General features: G+C 61.8%; 25 protein-coding genes and 1 pseudogene. 12 read left to right on the plus strand and 14 right to left on the minus strand.

The window, feature by feature from the left end; translation table 11 throughout:
• Nucleotides 1–335: 335 nt before the first annotated feature.
• The 4 genes from E3T51_RS06225 to E3T51_RS06240 are packed head-to-tail and all read right to left on the minus strand — an operon-like array spanning nucleotide 336 to nucleotide 3,843.
• Entirely contained in the window at nucleotides 336–1,787 is a 1,452-nt protein-coding gene (locus E3T51_RS06225) for a choice-of-anchor G family protein (RefSeq protein WP_134528838.1), read from the minus strand.
• Nucleotides 1,784–2,545 carry a hypothetical protein gene (locus tag E3T51_RS06230; protein WP_134528840.1) on the minus strand — a complete coding sequence of 254 codons (762 nt, stop codon included), beginning with the start codon at nucleotides 2,543–2,545 and terminating at the stop codon, nucleotides 1,784–1,786. Before E3T51_RS06230 ends, E3T51_RS06225 begins: the two co-directional genes overlap by 4 nt.
• A gap of 17 nt (nucleotides 2,546–2,562) precedes the next feature.
• The gene (locus E3T51_RS06235) at nucleotides 2,563–3,120 is read right to left on the minus strand and encodes a signal peptidase I (protein ID WP_166806399.1); all 558 of its coding nucleotides are present in this window, start codon (nucleotides 3,118–3,120) and stop codon (nucleotides 2,563–2,565) included.
• An 18-nt stretch (nucleotides 3,121–3,138) separates the two neighbouring features.
• Nucleotides 3,139–3,843 carry a SipW-dependent-type signal peptide-containing protein gene (locus tag E3T51_RS06240; protein ID WP_134528844.1) on the minus strand — a complete coding sequence of 235 codons (705 nt, stop codon included), beginning with the start codon at nucleotides 3,841–3,843 and terminating at the stop codon, nucleotides 3,139–3,141.
• Nucleotides 3,844–4,151: 308 nt separating this feature from the next.
• Here E3T51_RS06240 and E3T51_RS06245 point away from each other — a divergent pair, with 308 nt between their 5' ends.
• A complete protein-coding gene (locus E3T51_RS06245; protein WP_134528846.1) occupies nucleotides 4,152–6,986 on the plus strand; it encodes a helix-turn-helix domain-containing protein in 2,835 nt (944 codons plus the stop codon).
• Nucleotides 6,987–7,141: 155 nt separating this feature from the next.
• On the opposite strand, the gene E3T51_RS06250 is transcribed toward E3T51_RS06245, so the two are convergent.
• Nucleotides 7,142–7,405, minus strand: a complete 264-nt coding sequence (locus tag E3T51_RS06250; protein WP_134528848.1) for a WYL domain-containing protein — start codon at nucleotides 7,403–7,405, stop codon at nucleotides 7,142–7,144.
• Between the two features lie 269 nt (nucleotides 7,406–7,674).
• Here E3T51_RS06250 and E3T51_RS06255 point away from each other — a divergent pair, with 269 nt between their 5' ends.
• From E3T51_RS06255 to E3T51_RS06270, 4 genes are all read left to right on the plus strand, one after another.
• A complete protein-coding gene (locus E3T51_RS06255) occupies nucleotides 7,675–8,220 on the plus strand; it encodes a GAF domain-containing protein (protein ID WP_134528850.1) in 546 nt (181 codons plus the stop codon).
• 436 nt (nucleotides 8,221–8,656) lie between these two features.
• Nucleotides 8,657–9,298 carry a hypothetical protein gene (locus E3T51_RS06260; protein ID WP_104191000.1) on the plus strand — a complete coding sequence of 214 codons (642 nt, stop codon included), beginning with the start codon at nucleotides 8,657–8,659 and terminating at the stop codon, nucleotides 9,296–9,298.
• Nucleotides 9,295–9,957, plus strand: coding sequence for an RNA polymerase sigma factor (locus E3T51_RS06265; protein ID WP_134528852.1), 663 nt, complete (start codon nucleotides 9,295–9,297; stop codon nucleotides 9,955–9,957). The genes E3T51_RS06260 and E3T51_RS06265 overlap by 4 nt, the downstream gene beginning before the upstream one ends.
• A 128-nt stretch (nucleotides 9,958–10,085) precedes the next feature.
• Nucleotides 10,086–10,514: a GNAT family N-acetyltransferase gene (locus E3T51_RS06270; RefSeq protein WP_134528854.1), complete on the plus strand. Its 429-nt coding sequence runs from the start codon at nucleotides 10,086–10,088 to the stop codon at nucleotides 10,512–10,514.
• A gap of 413 nt (nucleotides 10,515–10,927) precedes the next feature.
• Here the strand turns inward: E3T51_RS06270 and katG are convergent, their stop codons facing one another.
• Entirely contained in the window at nucleotides 10,928–13,240 is a 2,313-nt protein-coding gene (gene katG / locus E3T51_RS06275) for a catalase/peroxidase HPI (RefSeq protein ID WP_134528856.1), read from the minus strand.
• A gap of 1,160 nt (nucleotides 13,241–14,400) precedes the next feature.
• Here katG and E3T51_RS06280 point away from each other — a divergent pair.
• The 3 genes from E3T51_RS06280 (at nucleotide 14,401) to E3T51_RS06290 (ending at nucleotide 16,099) form a co-directional block, all read left to right on the plus strand.
• A complete protein-coding gene (locus E3T51_RS06280) occupies nucleotides 14,401–14,772 on the plus strand; it encodes a VOC family protein (RefSeq protein ID WP_104191005.1) in 372 nt (123 codons plus the stop codon).
• A gap of 212 nt (nucleotides 14,773–14,984) precedes the next feature.
• On the plus strand, nucleotides 14,985–15,563 hold the full coding sequence (locus E3T51_RS06285) for an RNA polymerase sigma factor (protein ID WP_241989225.1): 579 nt from the start codon (nucleotides 14,985–14,987) through the stop codon (nucleotides 15,561–15,563).
• Nucleotides 15,564–15,565: 2 nt separating this feature from the next.
• On the plus strand, nucleotides 15,566–16,099 hold the full coding sequence (locus E3T51_RS06290) for a hypothetical protein (RefSeq protein WP_104191009.1): 534 nt from the start codon (nucleotides 15,566–15,568) through the stop codon (nucleotides 16,097–16,099).
• A 570-nt stretch (nucleotides 16,100–16,669) separates the two neighbouring features.
• Here E3T51_RS06290 and E3T51_RS06295 read toward each other — a convergent pair.
• The 5 genes and pseudogenes from E3T51_RS06295 to E3T51_RS06310 all read right to left on the minus strand — a co-directional run bounded on the left by E3T51_RS06295 (nucleotide 16,670) and on the right by E3T51_RS06310 (nucleotide 20,816).
• Complete coding sequence (locus E3T51_RS06295) at nucleotides 16,670–16,903, minus strand: DUF2283 domain-containing protein (RefSeq protein WP_241989203.1); 234 nt, start codon at nucleotides 16,901–16,903, stop codon at nucleotides 16,670–16,672.
• A 137-nt stretch (nucleotides 16,904–17,040) separates the two neighbouring features.
• Nucleotides 17,041–17,436, minus strand: coding sequence for a hypothetical protein (locus E3T51_RS17095; protein ID WP_241989204.1), 396 nt, complete (start codon nucleotides 17,434–17,436; stop codon nucleotides 17,041–17,043).
• A 247-nt stretch (nucleotides 17,437–17,683) separates the two neighbouring features.
• Nucleotides 17,684–18,355, minus strand: a pseudogene (locus E3T51_RS17500) (carbon-nitrogen hydrolase family protein); the annotation flags it as partial.
• A gap of 1,469 nt (nucleotides 18,356–19,824) precedes the next feature.
• Nucleotides 19,825–20,115, minus strand: coding sequence for a DUF4287 domain-containing protein (locus E3T51_RS06305; RefSeq protein ID WP_134528862.1), 291 nt, complete (start codon nucleotides 20,113–20,115; stop codon nucleotides 19,825–19,827).
• 128 nt (nucleotides 20,116–20,243) lie between these two features.
• Entirely contained in the window at nucleotides 20,244–20,816 is a 573-nt protein-coding gene (locus tag E3T51_RS06310; RefSeq protein WP_134528864.1) for an isochorismatase family protein, read from the minus strand.
• A gap of 387 nt (nucleotides 20,817–21,203) precedes the next feature.
• On the opposite strand from E3T51_RS06310, the gene E3T51_RS16970 reads away from it, so the two are divergent.
• The 3 genes from E3T51_RS16970 (at nucleotide 21,204) to E3T51_RS06320 (ending at nucleotide 22,996) form a co-directional block, all read left to right on the plus strand.
• Nucleotides 21,204–21,389, plus strand: a complete 186-nt coding sequence (locus E3T51_RS16970) for a hypothetical protein (protein WP_206751174.1) — start codon at nucleotides 21,204–21,206, stop codon at nucleotides 21,387–21,389.
• Nucleotides 21,390–22,001: 612 nt separating this feature from the next.
• Nucleotides 22,002–22,436: a hypothetical protein gene (locus E3T51_RS06315; protein WP_134528866.1), complete on the plus strand. Its 435-nt coding sequence runs from the start codon at nucleotides 22,002–22,004 to the stop codon at nucleotides 22,434–22,436.
• 341 nt (nucleotides 22,437–22,777) lie between these two features.
• Nucleotides 22,778–22,996 (plus strand): hypothetical protein, encoded by a 219-nt coding sequence (locus E3T51_RS06320; RefSeq protein ID WP_134528868.1) that lies wholly within the window; start codon nucleotides 22,778–22,780, stop codon nucleotides 22,994–22,996.
• A gap of 57 nt (nucleotides 22,997–23,053) precedes the next feature.
• Here E3T51_RS06320 and E3T51_RS06325 read toward each other — a convergent pair whose 3' ends face one another.
• Together E3T51_RS06325 and E3T51_RS06335 are read right to left on the minus strand one after the other, a co-directional pair.
• Nucleotides 23,054–23,740, minus strand: coding sequence for a hypothetical protein (locus tag E3T51_RS06325; protein ID WP_134528870.1), 687 nt, complete (start codon nucleotides 23,738–23,740; stop codon nucleotides 23,054–23,056).
• A 514-nt stretch (nucleotides 23,741–24,254) separates the two neighbouring features.
• Nucleotides 24,255–24,818 (minus strand): hypothetical protein, encoded by a 564-nt coding sequence (locus E3T51_RS06335; protein ID WP_134528874.1) that lies wholly within the window; start codon nucleotides 24,816–24,818, stop codon nucleotides 24,255–24,257.
• A 370-nt stretch (nucleotides 24,819–25,188) separates the two neighbouring features.
• Between E3T51_RS06335 and E3T51_RS06340 the strand changes: the two genes are divergently transcribed.
• Nucleotides 25,189–25,869, plus strand: coding sequence for a hypothetical protein (locus E3T51_RS06340; RefSeq protein WP_134528876.1), 681 nt, complete (start codon nucleotides 25,189–25,191; stop codon nucleotides 25,867–25,869).
• A gap of 64 nt (nucleotides 25,870–25,933) precedes the next feature.
• On the opposite strand, the gene E3T51_RS06345 is transcribed toward E3T51_RS06340, so the two are convergent.
• A complete protein-coding gene (locus E3T51_RS06345) occupies nucleotides 25,934–26,803 on the minus strand; it encodes a hypothetical protein (protein ID WP_134528878.1) in 870 nt (289 codons plus the stop codon).
• Nucleotides 26,804–26,931 lie beyond the last annotated feature (128 nt).

Consider the following 26,931-nt stretch of genomic DNA (forward strand, 5'->3'; position numbering starts at 1 on the left):
CAGTACGGTCGTACCGTCACCGGCGAGGCATTTGATGACGTCCCGCAGGGTGATCCGGCCGCGGGGGTCGAGCCCAGCGAGCGCTTGCACCGGCCCACTCTTTCTTGGATTGGTAGGTCCTGGTAAGAACCGTTGGCTTCAATGATCGGGTGATGGGTTCCTTGACTGTGGTTACGAGGTGGAGAAGTGCGGGATGCCTGCAGTGGTGGGAAATGCCTTACACCTTCGACAACTAACGGCTCCAACTCGTTCCGGGCATAAGCCCGGAACGAGGGCCATGCGCGGAACTGGGCCCGTGGTCTTAAGGTGGGCCGGGAGCGCGCGGGGGCGCCCCGTTATGGCAAGCGCGCATTCGCTCCGGCCGACCCTGTTGCGAAGGTCGCTGTCGCGAGCTGCGTTCCCGTGGAGTAGCCGAGCAGTTCGATGTGTAGGGCACTCACCTGATACTCGGCGCTCGACGTTGGAGTTGCTGCCGTGAACGTCGCCCCCGTTAATGCGTTCGGTTGGTCGGGTTGCACGTTCACGGTGAGCGACAGCACCCGCGGCAGCGCCGAGAAGACCTCGTTCAGGGTCGGTGTCAGCGCAGTGACCGTGGTATTCAAAACGCTCGCTAGATTGTCCAGGGCAGCGTTCAGTGTGCCCAGCAGCGTGGTGAGCAGCACGCTCAGCATCGACTTCGCTATCTGCAGTTCGGTTGAAATAGCGCTCGCCCACGCCCTGACTAGGGTGGAGACCCGCGCGACGGCGCCCGTGACCTTGGCGGCGTTGAGACCCAGCGTCGTGTTCGGAGCCTGATCGTTCACGCTGGCGCTCAGCAGGCTAGCGAGGTTCATGGACACCGTGCCCTGTGCGAGATCGACGGTCATGCTGTCGGCTACGATGACGGGATTCGCCAGCAGGTCCGTCGCCCGGGCAACCTCCGGCTTTGACCCGAGTTCTGAATTGACGAAAGACGAGACCGTAGAGGTCGCACTCGTCAGAACGTCCTTGAGCGCGGGCACCTGCATCACGAGGCCGAGGCTCGCGATCTCGTAGTCCCGCTGTATGCCGCTCACGGTGCCGTCGCCCCAAATTGAGCTTTCGAGCGCCGCGCACCAGTCCAGCTGGGCCGAGGCAGCGACCGCCCCGATCGAGAGCGACGTACTGGCCACTCTGGCCGGTAGCACCGATGCCAGGTTGAGACTTGCCGCCGTCGGCAGTTGCGCACTTGCGGTGGCCGGCGTGAAGCCGATGCCGCCCGAGTCATTCACCAGACCAGATGCCCCCGCCGACGACCCCGTGTTGCTCACCCGTGCATACTCGCCGATCACGCCCGCCGCTCCCACCGGCAAGCCCGCGTTCAGGCCCGTGAGGTTGAGCACCCCCTGCTGTATCACGGACACCGTCAGCGGGTTCGTGAAGGTGTCCGTTGTCGCGTCAGCGTCGCCGGCGTCTGGGTGCTGAGCCGAGCTCGGAACGACCTTGGCTGAGGTGTTGCCGTCGCGCGTGGCCCGCAGGCCGTTCATACCGACGGCGGAGTCCAGGCTGACGCCCGCGACCGTCGCCGCGAGAAAAATGCCCGCGGCCATACTCGAATATCCTGTGTCGATACCACAGTCCATCAGGTCGGTTCCTACCGATCCGTGGGTCCATTCGGTATCGGTCCATGCGGCGAAACTGCGTTCAATGGCCGGCTGCACCGTCGCGGCGAGCAGGGTTCCGACAACAATTAATCCGAGCGCGGTTGCCCGCCGAGCCCGGCCGGGCCGGCGGTGGCGCGGTCGCGTGCGCACAACGCGGCGACTCATCGCAGGGCCTGGGCGTCGGCGCGCTTCGGCCCGAATCGACGTAGTAGGGAGAAGACCGCGCCGAGTCCGAGCACTCCGACAGCTACGAGAAACAAGGCCAGCGCATCGATGCCGGTCATTGCCAGCGTGGCGCGGGAATCCGCTGACAAAGACCCCTGTACCGCACTGCCGGGCTCGCTCAGAAAGCCGTCGCCCGCTGCGGTTAAGCCGATTCCCACCTCGCCGGTCAGGCTCATAAGGTCTTCATCGTCCACGTTCGTGGGCGCATTGAGCGACAGCGTCACGAGTAGGTATTTTCCGTGCGCTTCAGTAATTCCGGCCAGGTCAAAGACGGCACTGTTCGACGAATTATCATCGACCGGCGTGGCCACGAGCACGAAGTGGTGTTCCTCCCCACAGCTCGGTGTGCTTTCTAGGTTCAGCCATGGCTCGCTGCAGCGCTCGATCGCGACGATCAAGCCATGCGCGTTGGTGGCGAGGTCACCGGTCTTCCGGATCTCCAATACCAGCGATCCGGTGAGATCCTGTGTGAGGTCGGCCCCGATCTGCCAATACACGGGGTCCCCCGGGGCCAGATCGAGGACTTCATCGCGCGATAGGTTCGAGGTCAGCTTGAGGACGCCTGGTTGCTGCACGATCGTCACGGTATTGACTACAGCGACGGCGCGTAGGGAAAACAAACTGAGCCCACTCACCAGCGCACTGGCGGCGACGACTGCCGCGGCCACGATCATCGGGCGCGCTGTGATCTCTCGCATGCGTATCAACGCGCTCCCTAACGTTCTGTGGATGAATCGATGCTTTCCCGACGTGGACCGGCTGTGGCGACAACCCGTTTCGCACTCGGCGGCCAAAATGCCCAGACGATGGCGAGGGCGATCAGCAAGGTGGCCGCACCCGTGAACAGGGGCGATTGGAGGGTGCGGATAACGTATCCGAGGGTGGGCAAGCCCATCACGGCTCGCTGCACAGTTTGCACCGAGTACGGCGTGCGATCCACCGTTGCGTTCGCGTCACCTTGCAACGTCAGGGAGCGGGCGGTTACGTCTCCCGCGATGTCATCGATACTCACGACGCGGTGGGTCACCGGTAACTCATACCCGGGCCGGGGCACGGTCACAATATCTCCGACCAAAAGGTCGGCGGCCGGCACCCCCTGCTCAACCACGATGGCTGAACCCGTGGGAAGCCCCGGGGCCATGGAACCGGTCAAAACCACCACGATCGACAGCGAGAAGATGTGGGCCAGTGAAAACCAGACGATCGACAGGAGCCCCAGCACACCGGCGAGGCTGAGGATCACATCCTTGGTGATTGCGTTGGTACTTTTCACTCGTGACATTGTGGCCGGTTAGCTCGAGACGGCCGAGAATTCCCATGCCGGCGCCACAGTACGGCCCTGCAGGCCCGCGATCTCGCGGGCTGCATTCGCATTGATCGGTTCTGGCAGGGTGACTGAGAAGCAGTAGTACTGGGTGTTCGCGCTGGCCGCCGCCAGGGTTTGCGCGGCAGTTCCGCCGCTGGTACCGAGGGCACCGCTGGCGATTTGCACGATGGAAGCGGATGCGACGGTGCTCGCATCGCAGGTAAACGCTGTTCCCGACACCCAGACCCGTACGGTGAGGTCATTCCACAGGTTGCCGCCGGCGTCGACGACGACCACGCCGGCGGCAGGGACGGCTGGCTCTAGGGTGAGGTCGCCCGCCACCGAGTTGGCAACCGTGCGCAGGGCTACGGGCGCGTAGACGGAATCGCCAGGGGTGAGACTCAAAGCGTCGAGGCCGAAGGTGAGTGCTTGGCCGGGGTTCGTCTCGTCCTGTACGAACGCGGTCGTGGCGAAGGGAGCGACGACGTTCTGCTCGACCTCGAAGGACGAGGTTCCGACGCCGGCATCATTACCGCTGCCACCGAAAACCCATTCCGTATCGGTCCACGCGGCGAGCGTCGCGGTGGAACCGAGACCAAGCACGGCACCGCCGGCCAGAATGGCCATGATTTTGCCTCGACTGGTGCGCTTGCGGTCGGAGCGACGCTCGTTAGAAGTCTGAATTACCATGCCGTGTCCTTTGAATCGCCGGTCTCATAATCGCCACGAATCGGACCGGTCAGGCCGTTTACATTCGTGTATCTAGGGACGTTATGAGATGATTTCCAGCGATTCGGCGGTTCGCTGCAGTGTCCAGTGCTCTTTACGCCTGTTCCGCAACAAAACCCGTAACCGTACCCACTTACCCCAGTAAAATTTGAATGTTGATCCAGCAGTTCGATTTCCGCTCCCAGTGTGTGCGGGTCCCCTTGCGGGAGTTCCCCCCTCTGCATGCGGGTATCGTAGGGGTGACGATAAGTGTTCGAACAAGCGCTGCGGTGAGCAACGTAATCCTGGGTCTGGATCGGTGGGGCAACGTGAATGTGGATCGGCGAATGGGGCTGCAACTCGAACTTGCCGCAGCGCCCCGCGTCGTCGGTATCGACCGTGACCCGCAACGGATCGTCGATCGCCTGGATGCCGGAATCAGCATGGTCATTTTTGGACCGCTCGGTTTCGGCAAATCTCTCTTGCTCGACAGTGTGGCTCGATGCCTGACGACGTCGGGCCAGCAGCCCGAGCGTCTCGGCGGAAGGCTCGGCAGCAGTCGCGAACCGTTTGGTTCCCTGTTGAACGGACCGAACCTCGTTCTCGCCGAGGCGCTCGTCGGCACAGTCGTCACCACCGGTCGGCTCCTGAGCTATCTCCAACGCGTCTGCGCGGTCGACCGTCCGATCGTTCTCGTCGACGATGCCCACCTGGTCGATGCCCACACCATGCGGTGCTTGAGCCAGCTAGTCGCGGCGCAGGCCATCACGCTTCTCGCAACGAGCGACCTGGTGCCGCGCGCGGCCCTCACCTCGGTCGACGACGCGACCACACTCCTCCTCGACGATCTCTGGATCAAAGGCGGCGCCGAGCGCCTTGATCTGGAGCCATTGACCGAACCGGAGTCCGCCGAGTTGGTGCGGGAATTTGCACCGGGCACTCAGTTCGACCGCGTCACGCAGGCGCTGTTGCACACCCGAAGCGGTGGTTCCCGCGTCATACTGCGCGAGCTCACAGCCGAAGTCGCACGACAGGAGCCGACCCTGGCCGACCTGGAACGCACCGCCTTTGCGTTCCAGGCCCCGTCGCGGCGCATCACCGACTTGCTCACTCACCAGCTGCGCGGTCTCACCCCGGCCCAGCTGGTGACGCTCTCACTTATCGGTGCGCTGCACAAAACGACCTATACTCGGGCGCTGATGCTGAGTAGCCCCGCCGACCTGGGCGACCTCATCCGGCGTGGCCATGTGCGGCGCCTGTCAGACATGGACAACCACGTGCAGGGTCATGCCATGCTCGCCGAGGCTGCTCTCGCCCGGGCCGACAGCGCGCTGCTCCGGAGCAGCACCCAGCGTTTGGTCGAGGTGTTGCTGACCGAACGCAGCCACGGCATCGCCACCACCCCGGCCGAAGCCCAGATCATCGCCAAAAGCTGGCTCGAGCGCTCCGATATACGCCCCGGTGTGACCGAGAAATGGGGCCAAGCCGTCGTCGCTGATATTTTGATCATGGCTGCCCGTCGCAGCCGCAGCGGCGGCCAGCCCGAGCAGGCGCTCCTTTACTCCTCACTGAGCCTGGAGATCGAACCGGGTCTCAAAGCGACCATCGAATACTCACGAGCCCTAGCCGCCTGCGGTCGCTACGCCGCGGCCGTGGCCGTCACGTCCACGGCCGACGAGCTTTTGGTGAAACCGTCGGACGGCGTCAAGCTCGCTCGCTGGGCAATTTCCCTAACTAAGTTTTCGCCCCTCACCGCAGCGCAGTACGATGCGTTCAGCAACCGGGTGGCTGGCTGGTTTGTCGGCGACCTCGCTATGCGCGGCGAAGTGGAATATATCCGTCTGACCCAGGCCGTGCAGAACATGGACTGCGCGAGGGTCGCCCGGGACGGCGAGTTCATCGCCAACAATGAGGACTACAACGTCATCACCCGCATTCGTGCGGCCTGCCTGAGCAGCATGGGTCACGTCCACGAAGGGCGCACCCAGCACGGCCTCACCCTGCTCGAACTCGCCACAGACCTTAATCTTCGCGAACGCGCACAACGCAACGCCGACATCTACTCAAGCGACGGTTTAGGCATCGAAATCTTTCACAGCACCGCGGCACTGCGCTGCAGGAGCGGGCTTGAGGTGGCGAGCCTCACGGACGAGTTGGACCAGTGGATCCGCGTTTCGGTCGCCGACCACGACCACGGCAAGTTGGGCATTCTCGGCTTTATCTCGGCCCAATTGTCGCACTATCGGGGAGACACGGTTGGAACGGAGGCTGAACTTCGAATGGCTGATGCAAACCTCGTCCAATCCGATCCCGGGGGCTGGTTACCTTGGGTGCAGAGCTTGCACGCGAGTTCCCTCGCCCGAATGGGACTCATGCAGGCGGCCGCCGCGAAAATGGCCCGGGCCCGGGGCTGCACCATCCCCGCCGCCGGAGCGCTCTCGCAATTTGAGTTCGACCAATCCGATCTGCAATTCTTGATGCATTCCGGTCGCAACGTCGCCGCGCTGCATCTAGCGCGCCGCCTGCTGAAGTCTGCGGACGAGCAGTCGCCGTTGATTCGATCCTGGTTGCTCAACACCTTCTACGAACTTGGCGAACCGGCCGCGGATGTCGCCGTGCGCCTGGAGCAAATCGCCTCCGAAACAGACTCACCGATCGTGCTTGCGATGGCCCAGCGGGCGAGCGCCGCCGCAGCGGTCGATGCCGACAAAATGGACGTCGCGGCGCGGCACTTGGCCGAACTCGGCGCCTATGGAATGGCCGCCAGCGCCTGCCTCAAAGCTGCCCACCTGCACGGGCAGAGGTCCAATTCGGTGTCCGAACGTCGTAGCCGAGCCCTGGCTGACAGCTATGCTGCGGCGAGTGCGGCGGGGACTTTCAGTATCGTTCTGCCCCCGGGTTCGGAGCGAAGCCCGATCGATACGCTCACCGCGCGCGAGCGAGAGATTACCGCGCTCGTTCAGCAAGGGCTGAGCAATCGCGACATCGCCAGTGAGCTTTTTCTCTCGGTACGCACCGTTGAATCCCACCTGTATCAGGCCCGCATCAAGACCGGGCAGGGCGCACGCGGAGCCGAGCCCGATCCCAGCGCAGATCTCATTCCGAGCGATCCGTCCGCGATCTGAGCGACGCTCAATCCTCGCTGCCCGGCCGTCTGCGTACTTTCGATGGGGTCACGTTTGTTGTGTCGGCGGGGTCATCTGTGACAGCTGTCCAGACAATTCGCCCGATGCGATGCGATGCGATACGTGCGCTGGGTGCCATCCACACCGCCGACGAATTACCACACCGCGTTCTTCTCGACCAGTCCCCACAGGTCACAAAGTCCTTCGACCCGTGTGCGGTTCCAACCCCGGTAGCTGAGGCGAACCTTCCTGCGTTGGACAACGGCATCTGTAATGCCTTCAGGAGTGGTGGCTGCGCGCGATGGGGCGGTCCACCGCGCAGGGTCGGGCACATCGGCCTCTGCCGCTACTTCCTGAGCTGTCACGTGTCCTTGCGCCTGCATCAGCAGGAGTGTGGCGACGAGGCGATCTGCGCGCATAAATATAGTGTCGCAAAGAAAGTAGTCAGAAAGTGAGCACTTTACGGGTGGAGTCGTGAAATCACGTGATCAGGAAGGGCATCGTTATGTTGCGAGGATTCGCCATCGTCAGTTACTGGACGTGCCCGGCCGCGTGACCATGCGCTCTACCAAAACGCTGTGTTTTTGGGTCCGACCCGGTCACGCGAAGGAGTTGAGATCGACACTTTCACGTACGACGAGCATGTCCCGGGCCGCGTTGGTGAGCGGCGCTTTTGTTGAATTAGCTGATGCTCGTCGGAGAATATGACGTGCTCGATCTGTTCCGTACCTTGGTCGATCAATGTGTTGTGTTGCTCGACGCCAGCGCAGCGGGCATACTTCTGGCCGATCCCCACGACAACTTGCAGGTGCTGGCGTCCACCAGTGAGGAAAGCCACATCGTTGAAGTCCTGCACCGCGAAGCCGGAGAAGGTCCCTGCCTTGACGCCTACCGGTCAGGGAACGTTGTGACATTGAGCGACATCGAAGCGGAAGAAGATCAGTACCCCGATTTTCGGATCGCGGCGCTGTCTCACGGTTTCCATTCCATTCATGCCATTCCAACGCGTTTTCGCCCGCGCACCATCGGGCAGGCGTTGGCGGACGTGGCGACCATTAGTCTCCTGCACGAACGCGAGTGCTGGACCGCGGGCGATCGGGGTGCGCAGATTGGGCGTTCACTCAGTATCAGACTCGACCCAGGTAAGCCCGAGGCCGGCGTGCACCACGGTCAGCCACAGGTATGTCGTTTCGTCGGCGGGGAAATCTTGTGGATTGCCCAATCACGGGCCTGATATCGTGCGACCGTCGGCGCTGCGGGGGTGACGAGCACAGTGGGTAGTGAGCCGAACTGATTAATGTTGAACGTGATTTTCGTGGACCCCTTGATTATATTTTGTCCGCGCAAGGTGACGGTGATCATCTGGCTTGTGAAGGTCACGATGTTCTCCAATCGGCGCGGATGCGTGCCCTGGGATGCCCAACTAGCTGCCTCTCAACTTTCCCGCAGGGGGAACCTGTTGCGGGACACGTTAGCGCGGAGTGGACGATGGAAGTTCGATGAACTCCTCGGACGTCGTTCTGGACGGTAACCTGGCGCGCAATCCTTCCGGCATGATCGAAGGACCAGGTGGCGGGCCCTGGGGGCGGGAAGAGTTTCTGAGGCTTGCGCAGACGTTGGGCGTCATTCCGGACATGTCTTTGATGTAACCAACTTTTGAGGAGAACATCATGGGCCCAACATCTGACGATCTGGACGGCTTGCTCGACCGATCCGCTCCGCGCACCACGGTGATGACCGACAGTGTCGCTGATGAGCTGACCCAGCTTCGGGTTGCAACCAGTGTCGAGACTGCGCGCGTGACCGCACGGCGGCCGTGGAGACGGCCGGTGTTCGCGGGGCTGGCGTCCGTACTGCTTCTGGGTGGCGCAGCAACGGCAACGGCCGCGGTGACCAACAGCTGGGTTCCCTGGGCACAAACCCCGGTCGCCTCGATGGCCTACACCCTGCCCAGCGGCGTGGAGTGCGAGGAGCGGATCGGGAACATCCGCGGGCAGGACCCCGCCGCCGTCGAGGCCGTCAAGAACTTCTACCGCACAACAGACATTGAATCCTTGCTGACCAAGGAGAAGATCGCGAGCACGATCGAGTGGATCCGACAGGACTCGAACATCGCCGTCAACGCCGACGGCTCGACCGAACCAGCCGGCTACGGAACCGTGCACTACAACGCGGATGAGGAGTACCAGCGGGCGGTGACGATGATTGTCACCGCTGCGGTCAGCGCCGAGCTCGCGAACCAGGGCATCGACGGCGCCGACAGCAACCTCAGCTCGGACGGGCAGTCCTTCTGCCCCGGAGCCAGCTGGTGAGGGCACGCAATAGCAACTCCTCTGAGCGTCTCACTGAAGCACTGGCTGCTGCGTCGCCGGACCTGCTGCGCTATTTCCAACGTCGACTCCCGATCGACGATGCTGCCGACGGACTTGCGGAGCTGATGCTCGCGGCCTGGCGACGAGTCGACTCAACACCACCCGGTGCCGAGCAGTGCCGAATGTGGTTGTTCGGAATCGCCCGCCATGTCGTGACGAACGCCGCACGGAGTGAACGACGACGGTGGAGCCTCACCGAACGATTCCGGGAGGTCCTCCGAACCTCCCCCACCGAAGGGCGACCCGCGGACGACGGGGCCGACGTGCGAGATGCGATCGGCCGACTGACTCCGGCGCAGGCCGAACTCGTCCGCCTCATCCACTGGGACGGATTCGCCATCACCGAAGCTGCCCAGATCCTGAGCATCAGCCCATCAACCGCCCGAACCCGCTACCAACGAGCCCGAGCCGATCTGAAGACCGCGCTGAGCGACTTGACACCAGAGGTCACGGGCCACCTACCCATGACTGTCGTGGGAACACCGGCGGGCGACCCCAGCTGTACAACAGCGCCATCGATTCCACACAGGACAATCCGTCCAGCGGATGTCAGCCTGCCGCCATCGCAACGGATCGACATCTCGGCCTACCCCGTCTAAATGTCGGCCCCTCGAGGAAACTTCTGCGGGACGCTTTCAGCGCGCTCGCTCTAATCGCGATTGATTTGTCAGTGGATCCAGAGTGACAGGACTCGGCACGGTCCGTGTCAACACGATTAGATGGCTTGATGAATGCAAATTATCGGTTCTCATCCGACACTGCCGAGATCGACCGTGTCCAGGTGCACCGCTGGATCAGCGAGCAGTCCTACTGGGCACCCGAGCGATCACGCTCACGGCAAGACGCAGCGATTGACGGATCACGCAACTTCGGCATCTACGACAGCGTGTCCAACAGACAGGTCGCCTACGCGCGCGTCATCACCGACGGCGTCACGTTTGCCTGGCTCTGCGATGTCTTCGTCGACCCCACAGTGCGAGGCCATGGAATTGGCAAAGCCCTCATCGCGGGCATTCTCGAGGAATGCGATCCCCTGGGACTGAGGCGCATCGCCCTCTCAACCAACGATGCACACGGCCTGTATTCCAATCTCGGGTTCTCCACTTTGATCGCCCCGGAGACGTGGATGGAGCGCATCGTCAACCCCGGCGTTTAGCCGAGACACGACTATCGGCTGGTCCCGTAGCGGGAGCCTCTACCGGTCACGCGCATTTCTCAGCGGGACATGACCCCGGAAGGCTCAGGCCTTACGAGCCGCCACAGAGAACATCAGCGGCACCCTCTCGCGACCCGAGGCCGAAGCAAATCCGGCCGGCGTCTCTACGAGTGGGGGCAACGGCTTCCAGGGCATAGCGGCCCGTCCACCCTCGCAAGCCGTCGAGGTGCGAGTGTGGTCGATCACGTGCTGCCCGCGGAGGTTCCTTGGCCGTCCCCAGCCTGATCAATCCGTGCAACGTTCGGCTCGCGGCCTCAAGCGACGTTCGGTCAAGGCCTCGACGGCTTGGAGGCTCAGCGCGTGACCGCGCCGTGCCTCCACGCCGTCAGCTCGCCGGGACGCGACCTCCGAGGTCAGGCGGCCATCGCCCCGTAACGCTTGTGGCCCTTGATGTCGTAGCGGTCGAGCATCATGACCTTCGACCAGACGCGGATGAATTCGCGGACGAACCGCTCTTGCCCGTCGCTGCCCGCGTAGGCGTCGGCGATCGACCGCAGTTGCGCGTTCGAGCCGAATACCAGGTCATTCCGGGAGGCCCTCCAGCGAGCCTCGCCGGTCGCCTGAACCCGACCAGTGAAGGTCATCGCGGTCTCGTCGTCCTTCGTCCAGATGAGGTCGGTGTCGGTCAGATTCACGAGGAAGTCGGTCGTCAGGGCTCCGACGTGATCCGTGAGCACACCCACGTCGGACTCGTCCCAGTTGCTGCCGAGCACGCGGAGCCCGGCGTGCAGGACGGTCCACTCCGGTGCGGTGAGAGTGAACAGGTTCGCCTTGTCGAGGAATGCCGCCTCGGGCGCGACGCCCGGAGCAAACTCTTCGAAGCGCTCGGACACGAAGTTGCGGAACCCGTCCGCAATGGGGCGCAGCCACTCGAACATCTCGATGTCGGTCAACTCCTGCGTCGTGTCGACACGGCCTGGCGTAAACGGCACGCTGGCGTCAGATCCTGCCGCCCGTGCCGCCTGCTCCACGGCGGCGCTGCCGGCGAGGACGATGAGGTCGGCGAGAGACACCTTCCGTCCGCCCGACGTCGCCGTGAAAGCCGCCTGTACGTTCCGCAGCGCGTCGATGACTGGGACGGTGCGTCGGTTGACCGCCCAGTCTTTCTGCGGCGACAAGGCCAGGCGGGCACCGTTCGCCCCTCCGCGCTTGTCGCTGTCGCGGTAAGTCGAGGCGGCGGAGAACGCCGTGTAGACGAGGTCGGACACGGACAGCCCGGTCGCGAGGACGGCTTCCTTGAGAGCTGCCACGTCGGCCTCGTCGAGTGAGGATCCTGCTGCGTCCGGGAGCGGGTCCTGCCAGAGCAGGTCGTCGGCGATGGTGACCTCCGGGCCGAGGTACCGGTGCTTCGGCCCCATGTCGCGGTGCGTGAGCTTGTACCAGGCCTTCGAGAACGCGAGGGTGAACAGATCGAAGTCGGCTAGGAAACGCTCGCATATGGCCCGATACTCCGGGTCGACCTTGAGTGCGATGTCCGAGGTCATCATCATGAGAGGGTTCATCTGACCGGGTACGTGGGCGTCCGGAGTCTTCGGCGCCTCCGAGTCAGTCGGTGCCCACTGCAGCGCGCCGGCCGGGCTTTTCGTCTGCTCATAGTCGTACGCGAACAGGTTCTCGAGGTAGGTGTTGTCCCACTGTGTCGGGTTCGGAGACCAGCTGCCCTCGATGCCGTTGGTCGAAGTGTGCTCGGCACTGCCGGTGCCCACCGGGTTGTGCCAACCGAGCCCCATCGACTCGATCGGGGCTTTCTCGGGTGATGGTCCGATGTCGGATGCGGGTACCTGGCCGTGGCTCTTACCGAACGCGTGGCCACCGGCGATCAATGCCACCGTTTCCTCGTCGTTCATCGCCATCCGCGTGAACGTGATGCGAATGTCGCGTGCTGAGCCCAGCGGGTCGCCGTTCGAATAGGGCCCCTCAGGGTTGACGTAGATGAGCGCCTGGTGCGACGCGGCCAGGGGGCTCTGCAAGTCGTAGCCCGCGTCGCCGTTCTGACCATGCCAGCGTTCGTCGCGGCTCACCATCTCGTCAGGGCTCGCGACCGCGTGCGGGTTCCAGACCTCCGGGCCCCACCAGGTGCCGTCGTCCGGTTCCCACGCATCGAGTCGTCCACCACCGAAGCCGTACGTCGGCAGGCCCATCAACTCGAGGGAGCAGTTGCCGGTCAAGACCATCAGGTCGGCCCACGACAGAGCGTTGCCGTACTGGTGCTTGATCGGCTGTAGGAGTCGTCGTGATTTGTCGGTGTTGCCGTTGTCCCACCAGCTTCCGATTGGTGCGAACCGCTGCATCGCGGTGCCCGCTCCGCCACGGCCGTCGGCAATTCGGTACGTGCCGGCGGCATGCCACGCCATTCGGATCATCTGTGGACCGTAGTTGCCGTAGTCCGCCGGCCACCAGTCGACCGATGTGGTGAGCAGTCGCTTGATGTCCGACTTGAGCGTCGTGAAGTCGATCGTTGCGAAGGCCGCCGCGTAGTCGAAGTCCGCGCCGAGCGGGTCGGCGTCTACGCCGTTCCGGTGGAGAAGCTCAACCCGGAGACGCTGCGGGTACCAACTGTCCAGGGTCGGCGACTGACCGAAGGTGCCACCGAGGTGGTCGCCACCTGCTGGCAGCGCACCGCTCATGTGGAAACTGCATGTGTTGGTCTGGTCGTCAGTACCCATTGATGCTCCCTGTGTGCTTTAGCTGGATGAGAAACGGTGTCGTCGGGGTCACAATTTAACGATTAGCCGCCGCATCGCAGCGGCGTCAATCTGTGGTGCAGCGATGCTTCGACGCTGCTGTGAGGCGGTGCGTCGCGGGCTGCCGACGTGACGGGAAGCCCGATAGAGAGATCGTATTCCCGCAAGGTGCGCGTGGCCTGCCAAGAAACTGACTTCTAGACGACGGTGGTGCGGTGGCCGAGCGCACGACGGCCAAACCAAATAAAGCCCTGCGCCGATTGCTGCGGTGCGGGCGGTGCGAAGCCCGGTGAAACCGACGCCGGAGGATGGGGGCTGTCGAGAGCTTGATTTCCGCGAATCATGTTCCGCTCGCGGTGACCTGAGAGCACCCCCGCCAGAGGCTCCTAGTGGGGAACGGTTATCGGGGCAGCTCATCAGTCAGGTCGAAGTTCATTTGAATACGCCGGCCGCACCCAAGTCCTCGCTGTTTCTCTGCCGCTGACAGATCACGAAGAAAATCAGAATCGGGATCACGCTCGATGAAACCACAGCTCAAGTGGAAGGGCGCATTCCATGGAACGTCCGTGAACGTTCGCAAGGTAACCCGTTTGCATCCGCGCAGTCGTGAGTCGCTCTTGACTTACTCGACGAGCGCGCGCCCATGCCCGCGGTGTGCCGCCGACGGCATGACCGACAGCTGCTCGAGATGACTGCTGCCAGGGACTTCGAGGACATGGCAAACCCGATCGGGTCCGATCCCGGATTTTCGCTGGCTACGAGGATGAAGCCACTCTGCAGTGAGGGCGTCGTATAGGAAGGAGCAGGCCGCCAGTCGACTATCGAGAACACGGTCGCGAACAGCGCATCTGCTTCATTCTCGATCGCTTCAAGAAACTCCAGGTCGTCGGCCGTCGCCTGTCGCACAAAAGTCCTCCACATGATCCGAATGTAGCTTGACGAAGGGTGCCGTAAGCCGGACCTCCAGCGCGACAGGTCTGGGGCCAATCCACCCACCGGCGTTGCGCGAAGACGCTATGTCACTTGGGAACCTTCAGCGGGACGCGGAGGCGTCCGGATAGGGAATCCTTCTACTGCACAGATACACGAACATGACTAGCGATGCCTGACGTCGTTGGTCCCGGCTCGGTAGTGTGATCGCTATGTCAAGTGGAATCCGTTACAGCTCGACGACGTTGGCTTGCCCCGATCCCGCGGCCTTAGCTGCGTTCTACGCAGACCTCACAGATGGAGAGGTAACTTTCGTCCACGAGGAGGAGTGGGCAACGATGCGCAGTGTGGGAGCTCGGCTGGAGTTCATGGGAGTGAGTGACTACCGGGCGCCACGCTGGCCCGAGGACCCATCGCTCGTCCATATCGACTTCTTTGTAGACGATCTCGAAGAGGCAGGGGCGCGGGCTGTGCGCTCCGGAGCCCGCCGTTTTGACCACCAGCCGAATGCCGCCCATTGTCTCGTTTTCGCAGATCCCGCTGGCCACCCATTCTGCCTCTCACTGATCGACGAAGTCGGCTGATTCGACTGGGCAGCAGGGCAGCTCACGCCACGACTCGAAAACTGACTGGCACCGTCCCAATAGCCGAACCTCTATTGGGACGCTTTGACTTGGTTTCTCGCGAGTGCCGCGTGGAGTGCTTTCTTTCCGCGACGACGTTTGACATTCGTGTCAGAGAAAGGGAACTCGGATGAGCCGAGTGGACATTATTAGGTGTGGACCATTCGGAGGACGTGAGCGAGGTCGCACTGTGGTTGCGCGCGGTCGCCGACGATCCTGAAGCGTTCGGGCGAGTCTTTGAACTTCACGCGGATCGCGTCTTCGGCCACAGCCTTCGACTGACAGGGTCGCGCGCCGACGCCGATGATGTGACCGCCATTGCCTTTCTCACAGCCTGGAAGCGCCGCCGGTCCGTTCGCGTAGTGGACGCATCGATCATCGGTTGGCTCCTCGTAACGGCCACCCACACGGCCCGCAATCTGGCCCGTTCTCGGCGGCGCCAACACCTGGTTCTTGCCAGACTCCCTGCACCTCGAGACGCCGACGATTTCGCGGAAGCTACCGGCCAACGTCTCGACGCTCAATCGCCCCGAACTGGCGTCCGGAAGGCATTCTCCCGGTTGAGTCCACGGGACCAGGACGTCCTAGCCTTGTGCGTCCTTGAGGACATGTCGATGGCCCAGGCTGCGTTGGCCTTGGGAATCCCGGTCGGCACGGTGAAATCCCGACTCGCCCGAGCCAAAGGCCGACTTGCCCTCGGGGTTAGCGGTGCAGCACCGACTCCGCGCGTGCAGCCAGAAGGGACTGCCTGATCATGAACGACGACAACTTGTTCCCGGAACGCAAAACCCAAATGAGGAACTTCCTTGTCGCAGAAGCGCAAGGTTCGCTCCCTCAGGAGAAGCATCCCGTGACTCGAAGAGGGCGCGCAATCCGCTGGACTGCGCTGATCCTCCTGATCGCGGCCGTCGGAACAGGCGGAACGGCGACGGCACTGAACTACGGGACCCTGTTTTACACGCCCTCGGCCACTCCTGGCGGAAAGGCCACACTCGGGCCGGTTCCGGATTGGCCTGTCAACGCAAACGGTCAAACGTTCGGTGTCCAAGGAAGCAGCGCGATCGCCCCCGACCTCATCCTCGTCCAAACCCTCGATATGCAGTCGGGCTACGTGTATTCCAAAGACCTTGAAGCCGCTGAAGGCTCGAACCTGAAGTCACCCGAGGAAGCGATCGAGTGGACGAATGCGCATGAAGGAACCTACGTCGACATTTTGGCCTACGCATCGGACGGCACCACAGTGATTGGCGTATTCCGGATCGGATCCGGCAGACCCTTCACCCCCTAACCGCAAGGGGAACCCCGTGCGGTCACTTCCCACGACTTAAGAAGAGGAGTCCCGGCAAGCTCATGGGAATGCGGTTGCATGGCCTAATGGGGACGAGAGGATGGGCGGCTACTGCGTTGTGCGGGCTGGCTATCTTCATGGCATTGCCGCCTGCGGCGGCGATATATGCGGTTCGAGATCCAAGCTATTCGTGCGTTGTGGACGCACTCCCGGCGTCGCGCGAGAGCGTCGATCCCGACGAGCCGATCGTTGGCCGGATCACGTTGATCCCTCTGGGACTGCAGTGCGAATTTACGTCCATGACCGGGCGGGCCATGACCTTGAAACCCGATGTTGTGTTGACGGCTATGTTCGCCACTTCAGCCACTTCAGCCACTTCAGCCACTTCAGCCACTTCAGCAGCTTCCGTTCTCGCGGCTGGCTTCTTGCTGGTCCAGGGGAGCGACCGTCGGCGAGTCCTTCTGGATGCAGAGGGACGCCGGGAAGGTCCTAGTGAAACGGTCTAGGGCTGAGTGCACCCACGGACCGCGAAACGAACGGCCATAGGACCGGAACCGGAGCGCCACTGGGTCAGCCGATTCGCTTGGCTTGTTTCAGGGTGGACGGGCGCAGCAGAGACTTGGCACCGAGGATCTCGACCCCTAGAAGCTTGCCGTCTTCATCGAAGTCGAGAATGACTTCGCCGCGGCCGTCGATTTCGTGAACGTCCTGCCGAACGGCCTCCCCGGCGGTTATCCGAGGTGAAATGTTGAAATAAGCCGCATCCGCAGACCGGTCGTAGGTGCCTCGCCGCAATTTCTTCACGGCGCAAGAATACGGTAGTCGGCGCCCGCAAGACGGACGTCCAGCGGGCGCGTTCAAACGTGATTCAGCTCAAGTCGCTTCGCGGAGCATGTTGCCCGCAAGCCGAACCCCCTGCGGGACGGTCTGGGTCTAATTCTTCAGAGGGATTCGTGCCAGGACCGTCGAGTTGCGAGTCGGGCGGTCAGAAAGAGAGCAACGCCCAAGACTCCGAGGATCGCGGCGATCGTGATTCCCCAGTCCCACACGCTGGTCTGGGTATGTACTAAGAGGAGTTCATGCTCGCCTGTGAAATAGGAGCATTGGACCCCAATGGGGAAGAACGACAATGAGCCGTCCGTAGTCCATCCTGCTGAGGGCAAAGGCAGACGGCCTAGCTCGATGTTCTGATAGCAGGATTCGCCGATACCCGCATGTGAGATGATCGCGAACTGAAGCCCCGCCAGGGCGATGAGGGCCATCGACGGAATGCCGAGGATCCAGGACCGCGCAGTCACGGCGAGGAGCGCGGGAAAGGCCGGTCTTTGCAGTTGCATTTCGTGTACCCCCTCCTTCACAGAGTATGTGCTGCCAGACACCGGGGTAAGCGTTTGAAGAAATCACTAGCCTGACAGAGTCAGTGCCCGTAGCCGAAGGATGAGTGGGACAGATTTTCCTATTTTTGCGCCTGAATCGCCTACCCATGCCTCGGTGCGAGACTCGCGATGACAAGCTCGTCATCCGCTGTGATTGCCCGGGCAAGACAGGTTCCGTCGGGTGCCCATATTGCGGAGTTGCCAGCGGAGCGTTGGCCGACAGGGTGCCCCCTGTGTTTGCAGCGAGTGAGTACATGTTGTGGTCGATAGCGCGAGCGGCCATCCGGACGTCCAATTTTCGTTGTTCGCCGTCGGTGTAAAGAACGGATGCCGCATAAAGGTCGGCCCCGTTTTCAGCGGCAGTAGTCGCGTGAGACGGCCAAGCGGTATCAACGCACACCGCTAAGGCCACGCGCCATCCGTCGACGCTCAAAATTGTCAGCCCGGTGCCTGGTTCGAAGTGGTTGACCTCGTCGCCGTGCAAGTGATTCTTGGGAGCGACCAAGATGGTGCGGTCGGGCTCGATTGCTAAGGATGCAAGAAATCGTCGCCCCGCCATAAGTACGGGTGCTCCGACTACGGCTGTGATATTCAGTTCGGCACAACATTCCCGCAAAAGATCCAGGCGCTGATCGTCTGGGGCAAACCACCGGTCATCGTGGGCCAGTTGAATCAGATCGTAACCGGTCAATGACAATTCCGGAAATACCACCAAGCGCGAGCCTTGTGAACTCGCCGCACGGATAACTCGGAGAGTCTCGGAAAGATTCGTTTCAACTTGTCCGACGGACGAGTTCATCTGCGCAGAGGCAACAGTAAATGAGTTCACGGGTGGCACTCCGGGATTTTTGCGCACCAGTAAGCATCGCACGAACTTCACACTTCTCAGGCCGCCGCTCGCAGGGCGGACGGACCGCGCGACAGGTCTTGACCCCAAGCGCCGGGCGCTTCTGATCTTCGACGTTGTGCTAGATGGTAATGCGCTAGGAGACAAAGTCTCGTTTGACGCTGCCTACGCCGTCAACGAAAAGTCCTGCCCGTAAGCCGGACCTCCACCGCGACAGATCTGCGGCCAATCCACCCGCGGCGTTGCGGGAAGACACTGTGTCACTTGGGAACCCCCTGCGGGACGGTCAGAGTCGGGACGCTCAGAGAATTCAGGATGCGATAGTGAGGGTGATGGGCTCGGTCTCGGCAGGTCCGCCACATTGTTCAGTGCCGCCCACGCGGACCCAGTTGAGTGTCACGTCCCTCTCGGCGAGGACTTCTTTGCTTGGTGAGAGTGCGCGAATAGTGACATTTTCTGGAGTCGCCATTACTGTCGAGATTTCCCACGAGTGTTCATCGATCCCGACGGACTCGTCTGGTGATAGCTGACTTGGGGCAGGGCCTGAACATTCGCCGTCGACGCACAACTCAACGACGCTGACGTTAGATGTTATGCCTTCGAGTTCGACGGTGACAGTGTTGTCCCACCCGATCGTGGGGCACACGTCCGAGACTGAGCAGCCGGACACAACCGCACTCACCATGAGCGCGGCACTGAGAACGACCAATCGCCTTGCCGTATTGATCGATCGTGTGGAAGCCATGTCGTCCCCATTCATTGCCTGTGATGCGAGGATAGCTGAACCGCCTTAGCCATGGCTCAGATGAACAAAACGTCACGTAAAGGGAACGCCTTGGGGTCAACGCCTGAGAGTGAGGGGTCTGCAAGGGGGACGTCCAGCGGGCGCGTTCAAACGTGATTCAGCTCAAGTCGCTTCGCGGAGCATGTTGCCCGTAAGTGGAACCCTTTGCGGGAATCGGGCGGAGCCAAGCGCGCAGATTACCCAGCGGTCCCCGCCCAGCACTACGCCGCTACCACCGAAATGCTGTGGCTAGGATCTGCGCTTCCTGTGCAGTCTCTTCTTCTTCGGGATTAGTTCCTTCGCGGGGGAGACGGCCGCTGACGTGCTGGTCTTCGAACTCAGTAATACTACGGTTGGGTACGCCGATGAGGAGGCCCCGCCCCCGGATGTCGATTTCACGACATCGGCCAGAATTATGGCCACCGTAATGATCACTCCACCTATTGACCGCAGCACGGTGAAGGTACTTCTGAATAGCGTGCGACTCCGGATATCTGTTCCCATTTTGAGGCCCCCTTGAGATGCAGCCTATCTAGTCCATTAGAGCTCACCCAGGAGTCACGACCACTTCGATGCGACGGTGCCCCGAACTCGGGCAGAAGCGCAGGTCGCGAGGGCAGGCCCTTAACGTCGGCGGTCCTTTCATGTGCCCATCCGCCGAACCCTCAGCGGGCACCGAAATCTGTCCAGTGGGCAGCGACGGCCAGGAGCTATTGGCTCACGCGGGGCGGTTCTGCTTCCCGTCGAGCCAGAGTGTGTCGGATGCGTCGCTATGCGCGGTGCCACTGCCCACGTGCTTCGTGTCGATTTTTTCGCCGTTCTTGATGATGTGCACGATCGCCATGGCGTGACCGCGGCCCAAGTCGAAGTCCGCCTTCAGCCAATCGACGATCACCCCGGCTTTCGTGGACGGGTCGTCGAACCCCTTCTCCTGAGCGAGCGCGATGAACTGTCGCGGGGTCAGTCCAGTCTTGTCTTCGATGTTGTCGAGGTATGCCTGGAATGACATCTCTGCTCCTTTGCTGGTGGTGCTGGGGGCCGCAGCTCGGACCACAACGACATCGGATCGCTCGATCAAGATATCGTCGCAGTCGACAATCACCGGCCCGGCCGAGCAACGAAGCGTGAGCGAACGTTCTATCTCGCTCGAGGGGCTCTTCGCGTGAACTCGACGTCTGCCGTCGGCACGACCTTGCCGGTTCGACCGGGGGCGGCCTGGAAGCTCCAGTACAGGTTGGTGTGCTCAATCACCTGAGCGGGCGGCGGAGCACCCCATTCGGTGAGATCTTCTGTGGTGTGCGCGTCGGAGACCAACGTCACATCGTAATCGCGGGTGAAACCCCCATGAAGGGTGGAGCGCACGCACGCGTCGGTTTGCGCACCGACAACGACGAGGTGCCCGACGTCGATCCCGGCGAGCACCTGTTCCAGGCTGGTCGCCTCGAACGAGTCTCCATACTCTTTGCGGATAACGGCCTCACCGTGCGCTGGCGTGAGGTCGGGAACGATCTGCCAGACATCGCTGTCGATCGGCAGCTCGTCAGAGGAATGCTGTACCCAGAGGACCGGCACTGTTTCAGAGCGGGCGCGGTCTACCAGAATCGCGATATTGGCAACCACCGGACCGCGCCGGTGGGCGTTGGCCAGAACCCCGTTCTGGGCATCTATCACGAGAAGCGCGGTACCGGAACGGTCAGTGGGACGGGACATTTCATCCTCCAATAGCAGAAGAGCGAGATTGCGATCATGCTACTCCCAGCATCCGACACTCAGCTCGCGAACGGTGGTCAGCGTTCTCGATGCCGCGCCCTAGCGGACCTTAGAGTTCTGCCCACCACGACGTGCCAATCTCCGATCGGTGTGGGGCGGGACTGTCAGAAAATTGATGGATACAATGCCCGGAAGCCGGACGGTGAACGGGACACTCGAACAGTCGATCCGTAACAGGAACCCCTTGCGGGACGACGTGGGTCAAGCCGGTCCGAGGACAGATGTTGAGCCAAAGCCGTGGGTCCAGCAGTCGCGTTCGACTATGCAGCAGCCGCATAAAATGCGGTGAGAGGCCGATTCCCTGGCCACCCGATCCAGGAGACTATTATGCGAGAAACACAAATATTTCAGGGCATCCTGACACTCATTGGGATTGCGTTTGTGGTCGCTGGGATTGGCTATTTGTCGACGAGCACGCCACTGGGAATTTTCGGCACTGTCGGTGGACTGCTCATAATCGCCGGAGCGGTCAAAATGGCCGTGCGCAAAAAGCGAGCGCAAGAACGACGGTAATTCGAACTCCCAAAGGCTGGCAGCGAAGACCACGGTGACCAAGAGTGCGCCCGTATGCGGAACGTCCTACGGAATCCCGTGCTAGATGCCCCCTCGGGTGGATTTGTTGGGGTCGCGGGGCACAATTCCTGTCGCGGTCCAGAAGCTGTCCCGCAGCCGCTGCGCCGCACCGTAGACACGGGAATTGCCGACGCGGTCAGGACCGCGGCAGCGTTTTCACGTCGACCGAGTTCCGGGAGCTGGTGACCAGCCTCTGGTTGCGCTCCTCGATGGGCCGCCCGGCGTGTTGGCACAACAGTTTGGCCGAAAGCTTTTCTCGATGTTCAAGAACGAACGCGTTTACCGCACCGCATACGCGATGAAATCACAAGCCCGCAGCGATGTCATCCGGTATGTAGAAGGCTTCCACAACAGCCGACGCCAGCACTCCGCGCCGGGTTTCCGCCGACTTTAGTGACGTCCACTATGGTTATCAACAGCCAACATTGGCAACGCAGAAGAATCCACTAATTCCGCTGTCCGAAATGCCCGCAGCAACTCACGCGGGTAGACAAGGGGGACCGTCGCCGTGCCGACGTCTTCGGGTGGCCGTATCAGTAACGGATGGGTGTGATGAGCAACGAACTTGGTAAACTCGTAGACCGAGGAGATATCGACGGCGCCCTCCTTGCAGCGAGAGGGCTAACCCCTGAAAGAGTCCGGGAACTCCTCTTCAGCGGCGACGGTTTCATGACGAATTCAGCACCCTACGGAGAATTCATCTCTCGCTGGTACACCTCACTGACGAGCGCGTACTTACGTGCTGAAGCCGCTGACTGGTTCGCCCAGGCGTACCTCACGGAAATCGCCGACGTTCCGGGCGCTGAGCAGACGGGTGCTGCGATGTCCACCGAGTCTAAGAAGGGCGTCATAAGGTATTTGGCGGAATCTATCGGCGGAAGGGACGTCGAAGACTGGGCTACGAGCCCGGAACGTCCTATCACTCAGCAGCAACTGGGCGGCTGGAAGGCAGTAGTCCAGCAACTTCGGGAGATAACGCTTCCCTAAGGTGTTCGTCCCGTGGCCCCCGGGGACTGAGGGCTCAACGCTGCCTGGCCTTCCCAGCTGCACGACCTGACCCTGCCACCGCATCGTCTCGCAAGCCGGAGGCTGGATGCTTCACCAATGCCCTGGCCAGTACAACTAGGCTGCCGCCCGACTCCTGCCGCCGGCTATCCGAATCAAGTCCGGCGCTCGGCCCCTTAGGCTTACGGTCGGGAAGCGCAGCTGGTTGTGCACCGAACATCCGGGGGGATGACTCGCACAATTCCGACTGAAACAAGCACGTCCACGCTCGCTCACCTCGATCAAACTGACAGACGCCCCATTTGCAGCGGGGCTACTGCCCAGTGAAGGTCTGGGACGGGATACCAACCCTGTACTCCACCCCGCGGCGCGAAACGCTCAGCTACGTCAGCATCGTCTTCTCACTCGCCGCGACGACTCTCCTGTGGAATGCGTCCGCTTTCTGGCCCTGGAGCATCCTCACCGCGGGCTGCCTCGTCGCCCTCACCCTTGCTGGCGCCCAGCTCTCCAAACGCGACACCCGCGCCAAGGCCCGGCCATAACCCGCAAAAAACCCCACCGAGCAGCACCACGGACCAGAACACGCGTCCGTGGAACTGTTACGCCGCCTCACCCAGGTACTGCCACCGGTTCTCCGGGTTGAGCAACCCTGCACCCACCAGCTCGAGCGCGGAACGATGATCAGCAAGGTGGGTGCTGGCTCGCGGATACCGCGGCCAGACCCGCTCACCCGGCGTGCTCGCCTCAAATAACGGACGGCTCGACACATGCGGGCGCCGCGGCCGAGACCCGGGCGCGGACATCATCGTGGTCAGTTCCGCTTGCCACCATGCCCACACCTCCCGCTCGATCCGATACCGCTCCGCCCTGGCCAGCAGTGTTCCAAGCACGTTGATCTGCAGGGCCGTCTGGTTCCGGAGATCCCGCTTCGACCTCGCCCAACCATTCCGGTGCACAACCAGGAGCTTGTGACGGCGGAGACGGCTCAGGATCGTGGCGGTGTGCCGGGCGGTGACACCCAGGAGGCGAGCGGCGGTGTCAATGGTGAGGGACGGGTGCTGGCGCAGGAGGGCGTAGAGCTTGCCGGCGAGGTGTCCGAGGCCGAGGCGGGTGAAGAGGTCGTGGCGTTGGTCGGTGAGTTGTTCCTCGAGCAGGGCGATGAGATGGGTACGGGTAGAAAAGAGCTCAGCTGCAGAACATCCCAGCGACAGGGCATTAGCGTCAACCCCCGCCGCCTGGGTCGGATACACGCCCAGCGACACCAGGTTCGTGGTGCCGTTGGACATGCTCAGCTCCATCCAGGGATAGTGCACTTCTGGGGTGATACCCATTCGGACGGCGGCGCCGCCCCCGGGCGCGCTTCGCATCCATCGCCTTGGGGCTCCGCCCGCGGAGCTTGCCGGTGCTCGGCGGTATCGGATCGTATGGTTCTGATACCACTGATTCAATCTCGAGAAACGAATCGGTGCCCCATTAATTGGTAGCCAAGCGATCCGGGCTCCGACATGTCCCACGCGGCTTCCTGAAGTAACACAGAGAAGAGCGAGAAGGCTCTCCTTCGAAGAGAACCCGGACTAGGGTCGTCAGCCGCCGATTCAAGTAGCACTTCGTAGTACGACTGAAACTCGCGCTGAGTGATCAGAACATTCGCAGCAGGGCCGGGTTCTGCTGCCTCCACCATGACAGTCTCTGCAGCCCGGTCAGTGCTGAAGATGGGCGGGTCGAACCCCTCGAGATACGCGAAGAGTTCGTCGAGTAAGGCCGATGCTTCGTCGACTCGCTTAGACATAGTCCTCTACCTTAGGTGCGGCTGATGTAGGAAGTCACGATCACCCAATCGCTCGTTCGCACAGACACACGATTCTGGTAGGTCTTTTGCAGGGCGCCGTTGTTCCAGATCTGAATGGGGGCCGTGTAGAGATAGGTGTTGTTGGAGGATTGCTTGGTTGCGCTCGACGGGGATCCGAGGGTCTGCCCTACGCACCATTTTGCGAAGGTGTCCCAGCTCTTTCCAGAGGGAGCACTAATCTTGCCGTAGTCAGCTTTGTGCCCGGTGGTGATGTGTCGCCAGCCCCACGATGAATTACCACATCGAAGCTCTGCGATTCCTCTCGGAGCTCCTCCTTTTGCAGTCCGTTTGAAAGCCTGCAAACTCCGGTTAGCATCGTGGCCGCTGCATCCGGGAGCCTCAAATTTCGGACGGACCATGCTGGCCCGCTGAACGGCAAATCCACCCTGTTTTCCGAATCCAGCAGACACCACGTCACCAGACACCACGTCGACGCCTGCTTCTTCAAAGATCTCGATGTATTTATCCAGCGTGGCTACTTTCTCCAAGTCGGAAGAGAAGACCTCATCACCCACGACGTAAACGGTCCCTACAAGCTCTTCTGCTATCTCTGCGATAGTATTGTGACGGATATCATGGGGAACGCCTGATCAGATCGAGATCAGACGAGATCAGACGAGATCAGTCTAGGTTTCGCAATGAGGGTCGCTCAGCCAAGACTGGGTCCGCTGCAATCCGATTGTCGGAGGTTCGATTCTTGCCGGGGGCACCAGAGACGAAATTCTCTCAGACGCTGTCCGGCGCCCTCAAAAATATCCTCGAGCTCTTTTCCGCTCGATCAAGCCGGCGGACTGCACCCTGTCAGTTATGAAGGAGCGCTGCGTCAATTTCACTTTGCTCGAGGCCACCTGGGACATGGGGCCGTGGGACAGACAGGAAGATCTAATGGATTTCAAACAGAAAATCGGCGCCACCGCTATCGGTGCCTGCGCGGTACTCGCTATCGCAGCGTTCGCCCTGTGGCCACGTGGGGAGGCCGAGGGAGTCGCCAAAGAACTGGCGGGATCCTCCGCGACAGCGACTAGTGCAGCCAACACTGCAGACGCTGCTGCGACCAGCGATGGTGAAACTGTTGCGTCAACCGAGTCGACACCGATGTCTGGCGGCGAAAGCGCGGGCGAAAGCGCAGGCGAAACCGACGAAAACTCTGTTGATTCCATCTACACCGGACCGACCGGGGATATGAGAGCGCATTACACGGCTGCAGGGGCTGCTGTGCTCGCCTACACGACCGTCACCCCAGACGAGACCGTTGAAGCGCGATCCGCCCGACTTGCACAGCACTTCGCACCGGGTTCCGAACTCTTGACCAATGAGCCAAATCTCGTCAACCCGCGCGGCTTCAACAATATGACAACGACGATTGTCACCCGTGGGATTCCCATGGCCGGATTTGACTCCGAGGCCGGCGGTGTCTACACGATAAAGGTGCTGCTTGACTACACGGCAACCTATGTGCAATCCGGTCGGCCTATGGAGGTCCTGGCGACTGGTGTGTGGTTCGTGACGATGAGCACAACATTCGATGGCCTGGTTCTCAGCATTGAAGAGCCAGACGGCCGTTAGCACCTGTTTCGCTGCATGTTCGTGAGCAAACGCGTGACAATCGGGTCCGAACGAACGCTCCGGCCTACTCGACGATGCCGAGGCCCTGGTCCGTATACAGCTGGAACACCGAACTCGAGCCGATGATCTGCTCGTTGCTTTCCAGACCGAAACCCAGAAGGGTCTTCCCGGTCATGATGAGTGACGAGTTATCCGCTTCATCGAAGAGTTCCGGATTGGAAGTCCGCAGAGCATCCTCGATCTGGTTCGGGTCGGCCGCGAGCACCAGCGCGACGATCTGGGCATCCGTCGCAACAAACGTGCTCGTTGTGCTGAAGCTGAACACCAGGTTCTGCTCGCCTCCGTCGGGCTCTTCGCCGTGGACGCGATCAAGTCGCACGACTGCGCTCGACGCGCGTGCGCCTCCGTCGCGGGCCAGTGGCGACGGCAGAATGTCGGTGACGATGATGCCAGAGGTTTCCGACATGCCTAATGTGGCGGCATCTTTGTCGATCGCCTTCTGGTGAGCCGGTTGCCACTTCGTGCTCATGTAGTCGGAATTCGCCGCAAACCACTCGGCCGGGGCAATGCTGTAGTTGTCCAGCCGGCTGCTGTCCAATACCTCTTCGGTGAGAATGCGCAGGGCAACCGGCAGGGCCTCCGCGGCGTCGTCCTCGGTGAACCCGAATTCGTTCAAAGTCTCGACATCAGTCTTGGCGGAATCGTAGATGGCCGCCTCGGACTCGGGGCCGATAGTCGTGTGGCAGTACGTGCCGAACTCATCGGTCACGTCCTGAAGACCGACCACGTCGCCGTAGTCCACGGCGAACTCGGAACTGCACCCTGTCGGTGCGACCGTCGGTGCGGCGGTCCGCTCAGCAGTCGCGGCATCCGTTTCGTCGTTCGTGACCGCGGAGGCGCACCCGCCGAGTCCGCCCAGTAGAACAACGGCCACACCTATAGCCAGGGCAGAACGGCTGACGCCGCGAACCGTCCTGTTTGTCGATCGTGCTGTCAGCGAGCGCGCACGCGCGCTGTCCCAATTGTTGACAATCATTGTCATGTCCCCCCGAGCGGCGTTTG

This window comes from Cryobacterium serini (assembly GCF_004404025.1).
GTDB lineage: Bacteria > Actinomycetota > Actinomycetes > Actinomycetales > Microbacteriaceae > Cryobacterium > Cryobacterium serini.

Bases quoted from the DNA above. Each gene is read 5' to 3' on its own strand.
- E3T51_RS06240 (WP_134528844.1), bottom strand. From the start codon at position 3,843: ATGGTAATTCAGACTTCTAACGAGCGTCGCTCCGACCGCAAGCGCACC.
- E3T51_RS06230 (WP_134528840.1), bottom strand. From the start codon at position 2,545: ATGCGAGAGATCACAGCGCGCCCGATGATCGTGGCCGCGGCAGTCGTC.
- katG (WP_134528856.1), bottom strand. From the start codon at position 13,240: ATGGGTACTGACGACCAGACCAACACATGCAGTTTCCACATGAGCGGT.
- E3T51_RS06250 (WP_134528848.1), bottom strand. From the start codon at position 7,405: ATGCGCGCAGATCGCCTCGTCGCCACACTCCTGCTGATGCAGGCGCAA.
- E3T51_RS06305 (WP_134528862.1), bottom strand. From the start codon at position 20,115: ATGTCATTCCAGGCATACCTCGACAACATCGAAGACAAGACTGGACTG.
- E3T51_RS17095 (WP_241989204.1), bottom strand. From the start codon at position 17,436: ATGCAACTGCAAAGACCGGCCTTTCCCGCGCTCCTCGCCGTGACTGCG.
- E3T51_RS06290 (WP_104191009.1), top strand. From the start codon at position 15,566: ATGAACGACGACAACTTGTTCCCGGAACGCAAAACCCAAATGAGGAAC.
- E3T51_RS06280 (WP_104191005.1), top strand. From the start codon at position 14,401: ATGTCAAGTGGAATCCGTTACAGCTCGACGACGTTGGCTTGCCCCGAT.
- E3T51_RS06310 (WP_134528864.1), bottom strand. From the start codon at position 20,816: ATGTCCCGTCCCACTGACCGTTCCGGTACCGCGCTTCTCGTGATAGAT.
- E3T51_RS06270 (WP_134528854.1), top strand. From the start codon at position 10,086: ATGAATGCAAATTATCGGTTCTCATCCGACACTGCCGAGATCGACCGT.
- E3T51_RS06325 (WP_134528870.1), bottom strand. From the start codon at position 23,740: ATGTCCAACGGCACCACGAACCTGGTGTCGCTGGGCGTGTATCCGACC.
- E3T51_RS06260 (WP_104191000.1), top strand. From the start codon at position 8,657: ATGGGCCCAACATCTGACGATCTGGACGGCTTGCTCGACCGATCCGCT.
- E3T51_RS06340 (WP_134528876.1), top strand. From the start codon at position 25,189: ATGGATTTCAAACAGAAAATCGGCGCCACCGCTATCGGTGCCTGCGCG.
- E3T51_RS16970 (WP_206751174.1), top strand. From the start codon at position 21,204: ATGCGAGAAACACAAATATTTCAGGGCATCCTGACACTCATTGGGATT.
- E3T51_RS06225 (WP_134528838.1), bottom strand. From the start codon at position 1,787: ATGAGTCGCCGCGTTGTGCGCACGCGACCGCGCCACCGCCGGCCCGGC.
- E3T51_RS06255 (WP_134528850.1), top strand. From the start codon at position 7,675: ATGCTCGTCGGAGAATATGACGTGCTCGATCTGTTCCGTACCTTGGTC.
- E3T51_RS06315 (WP_134528866.1), top strand. From the start codon at position 22,002: ATGAGCAACGAACTTGGTAAACTCGTAGACCGAGGAGATATCGACGGC.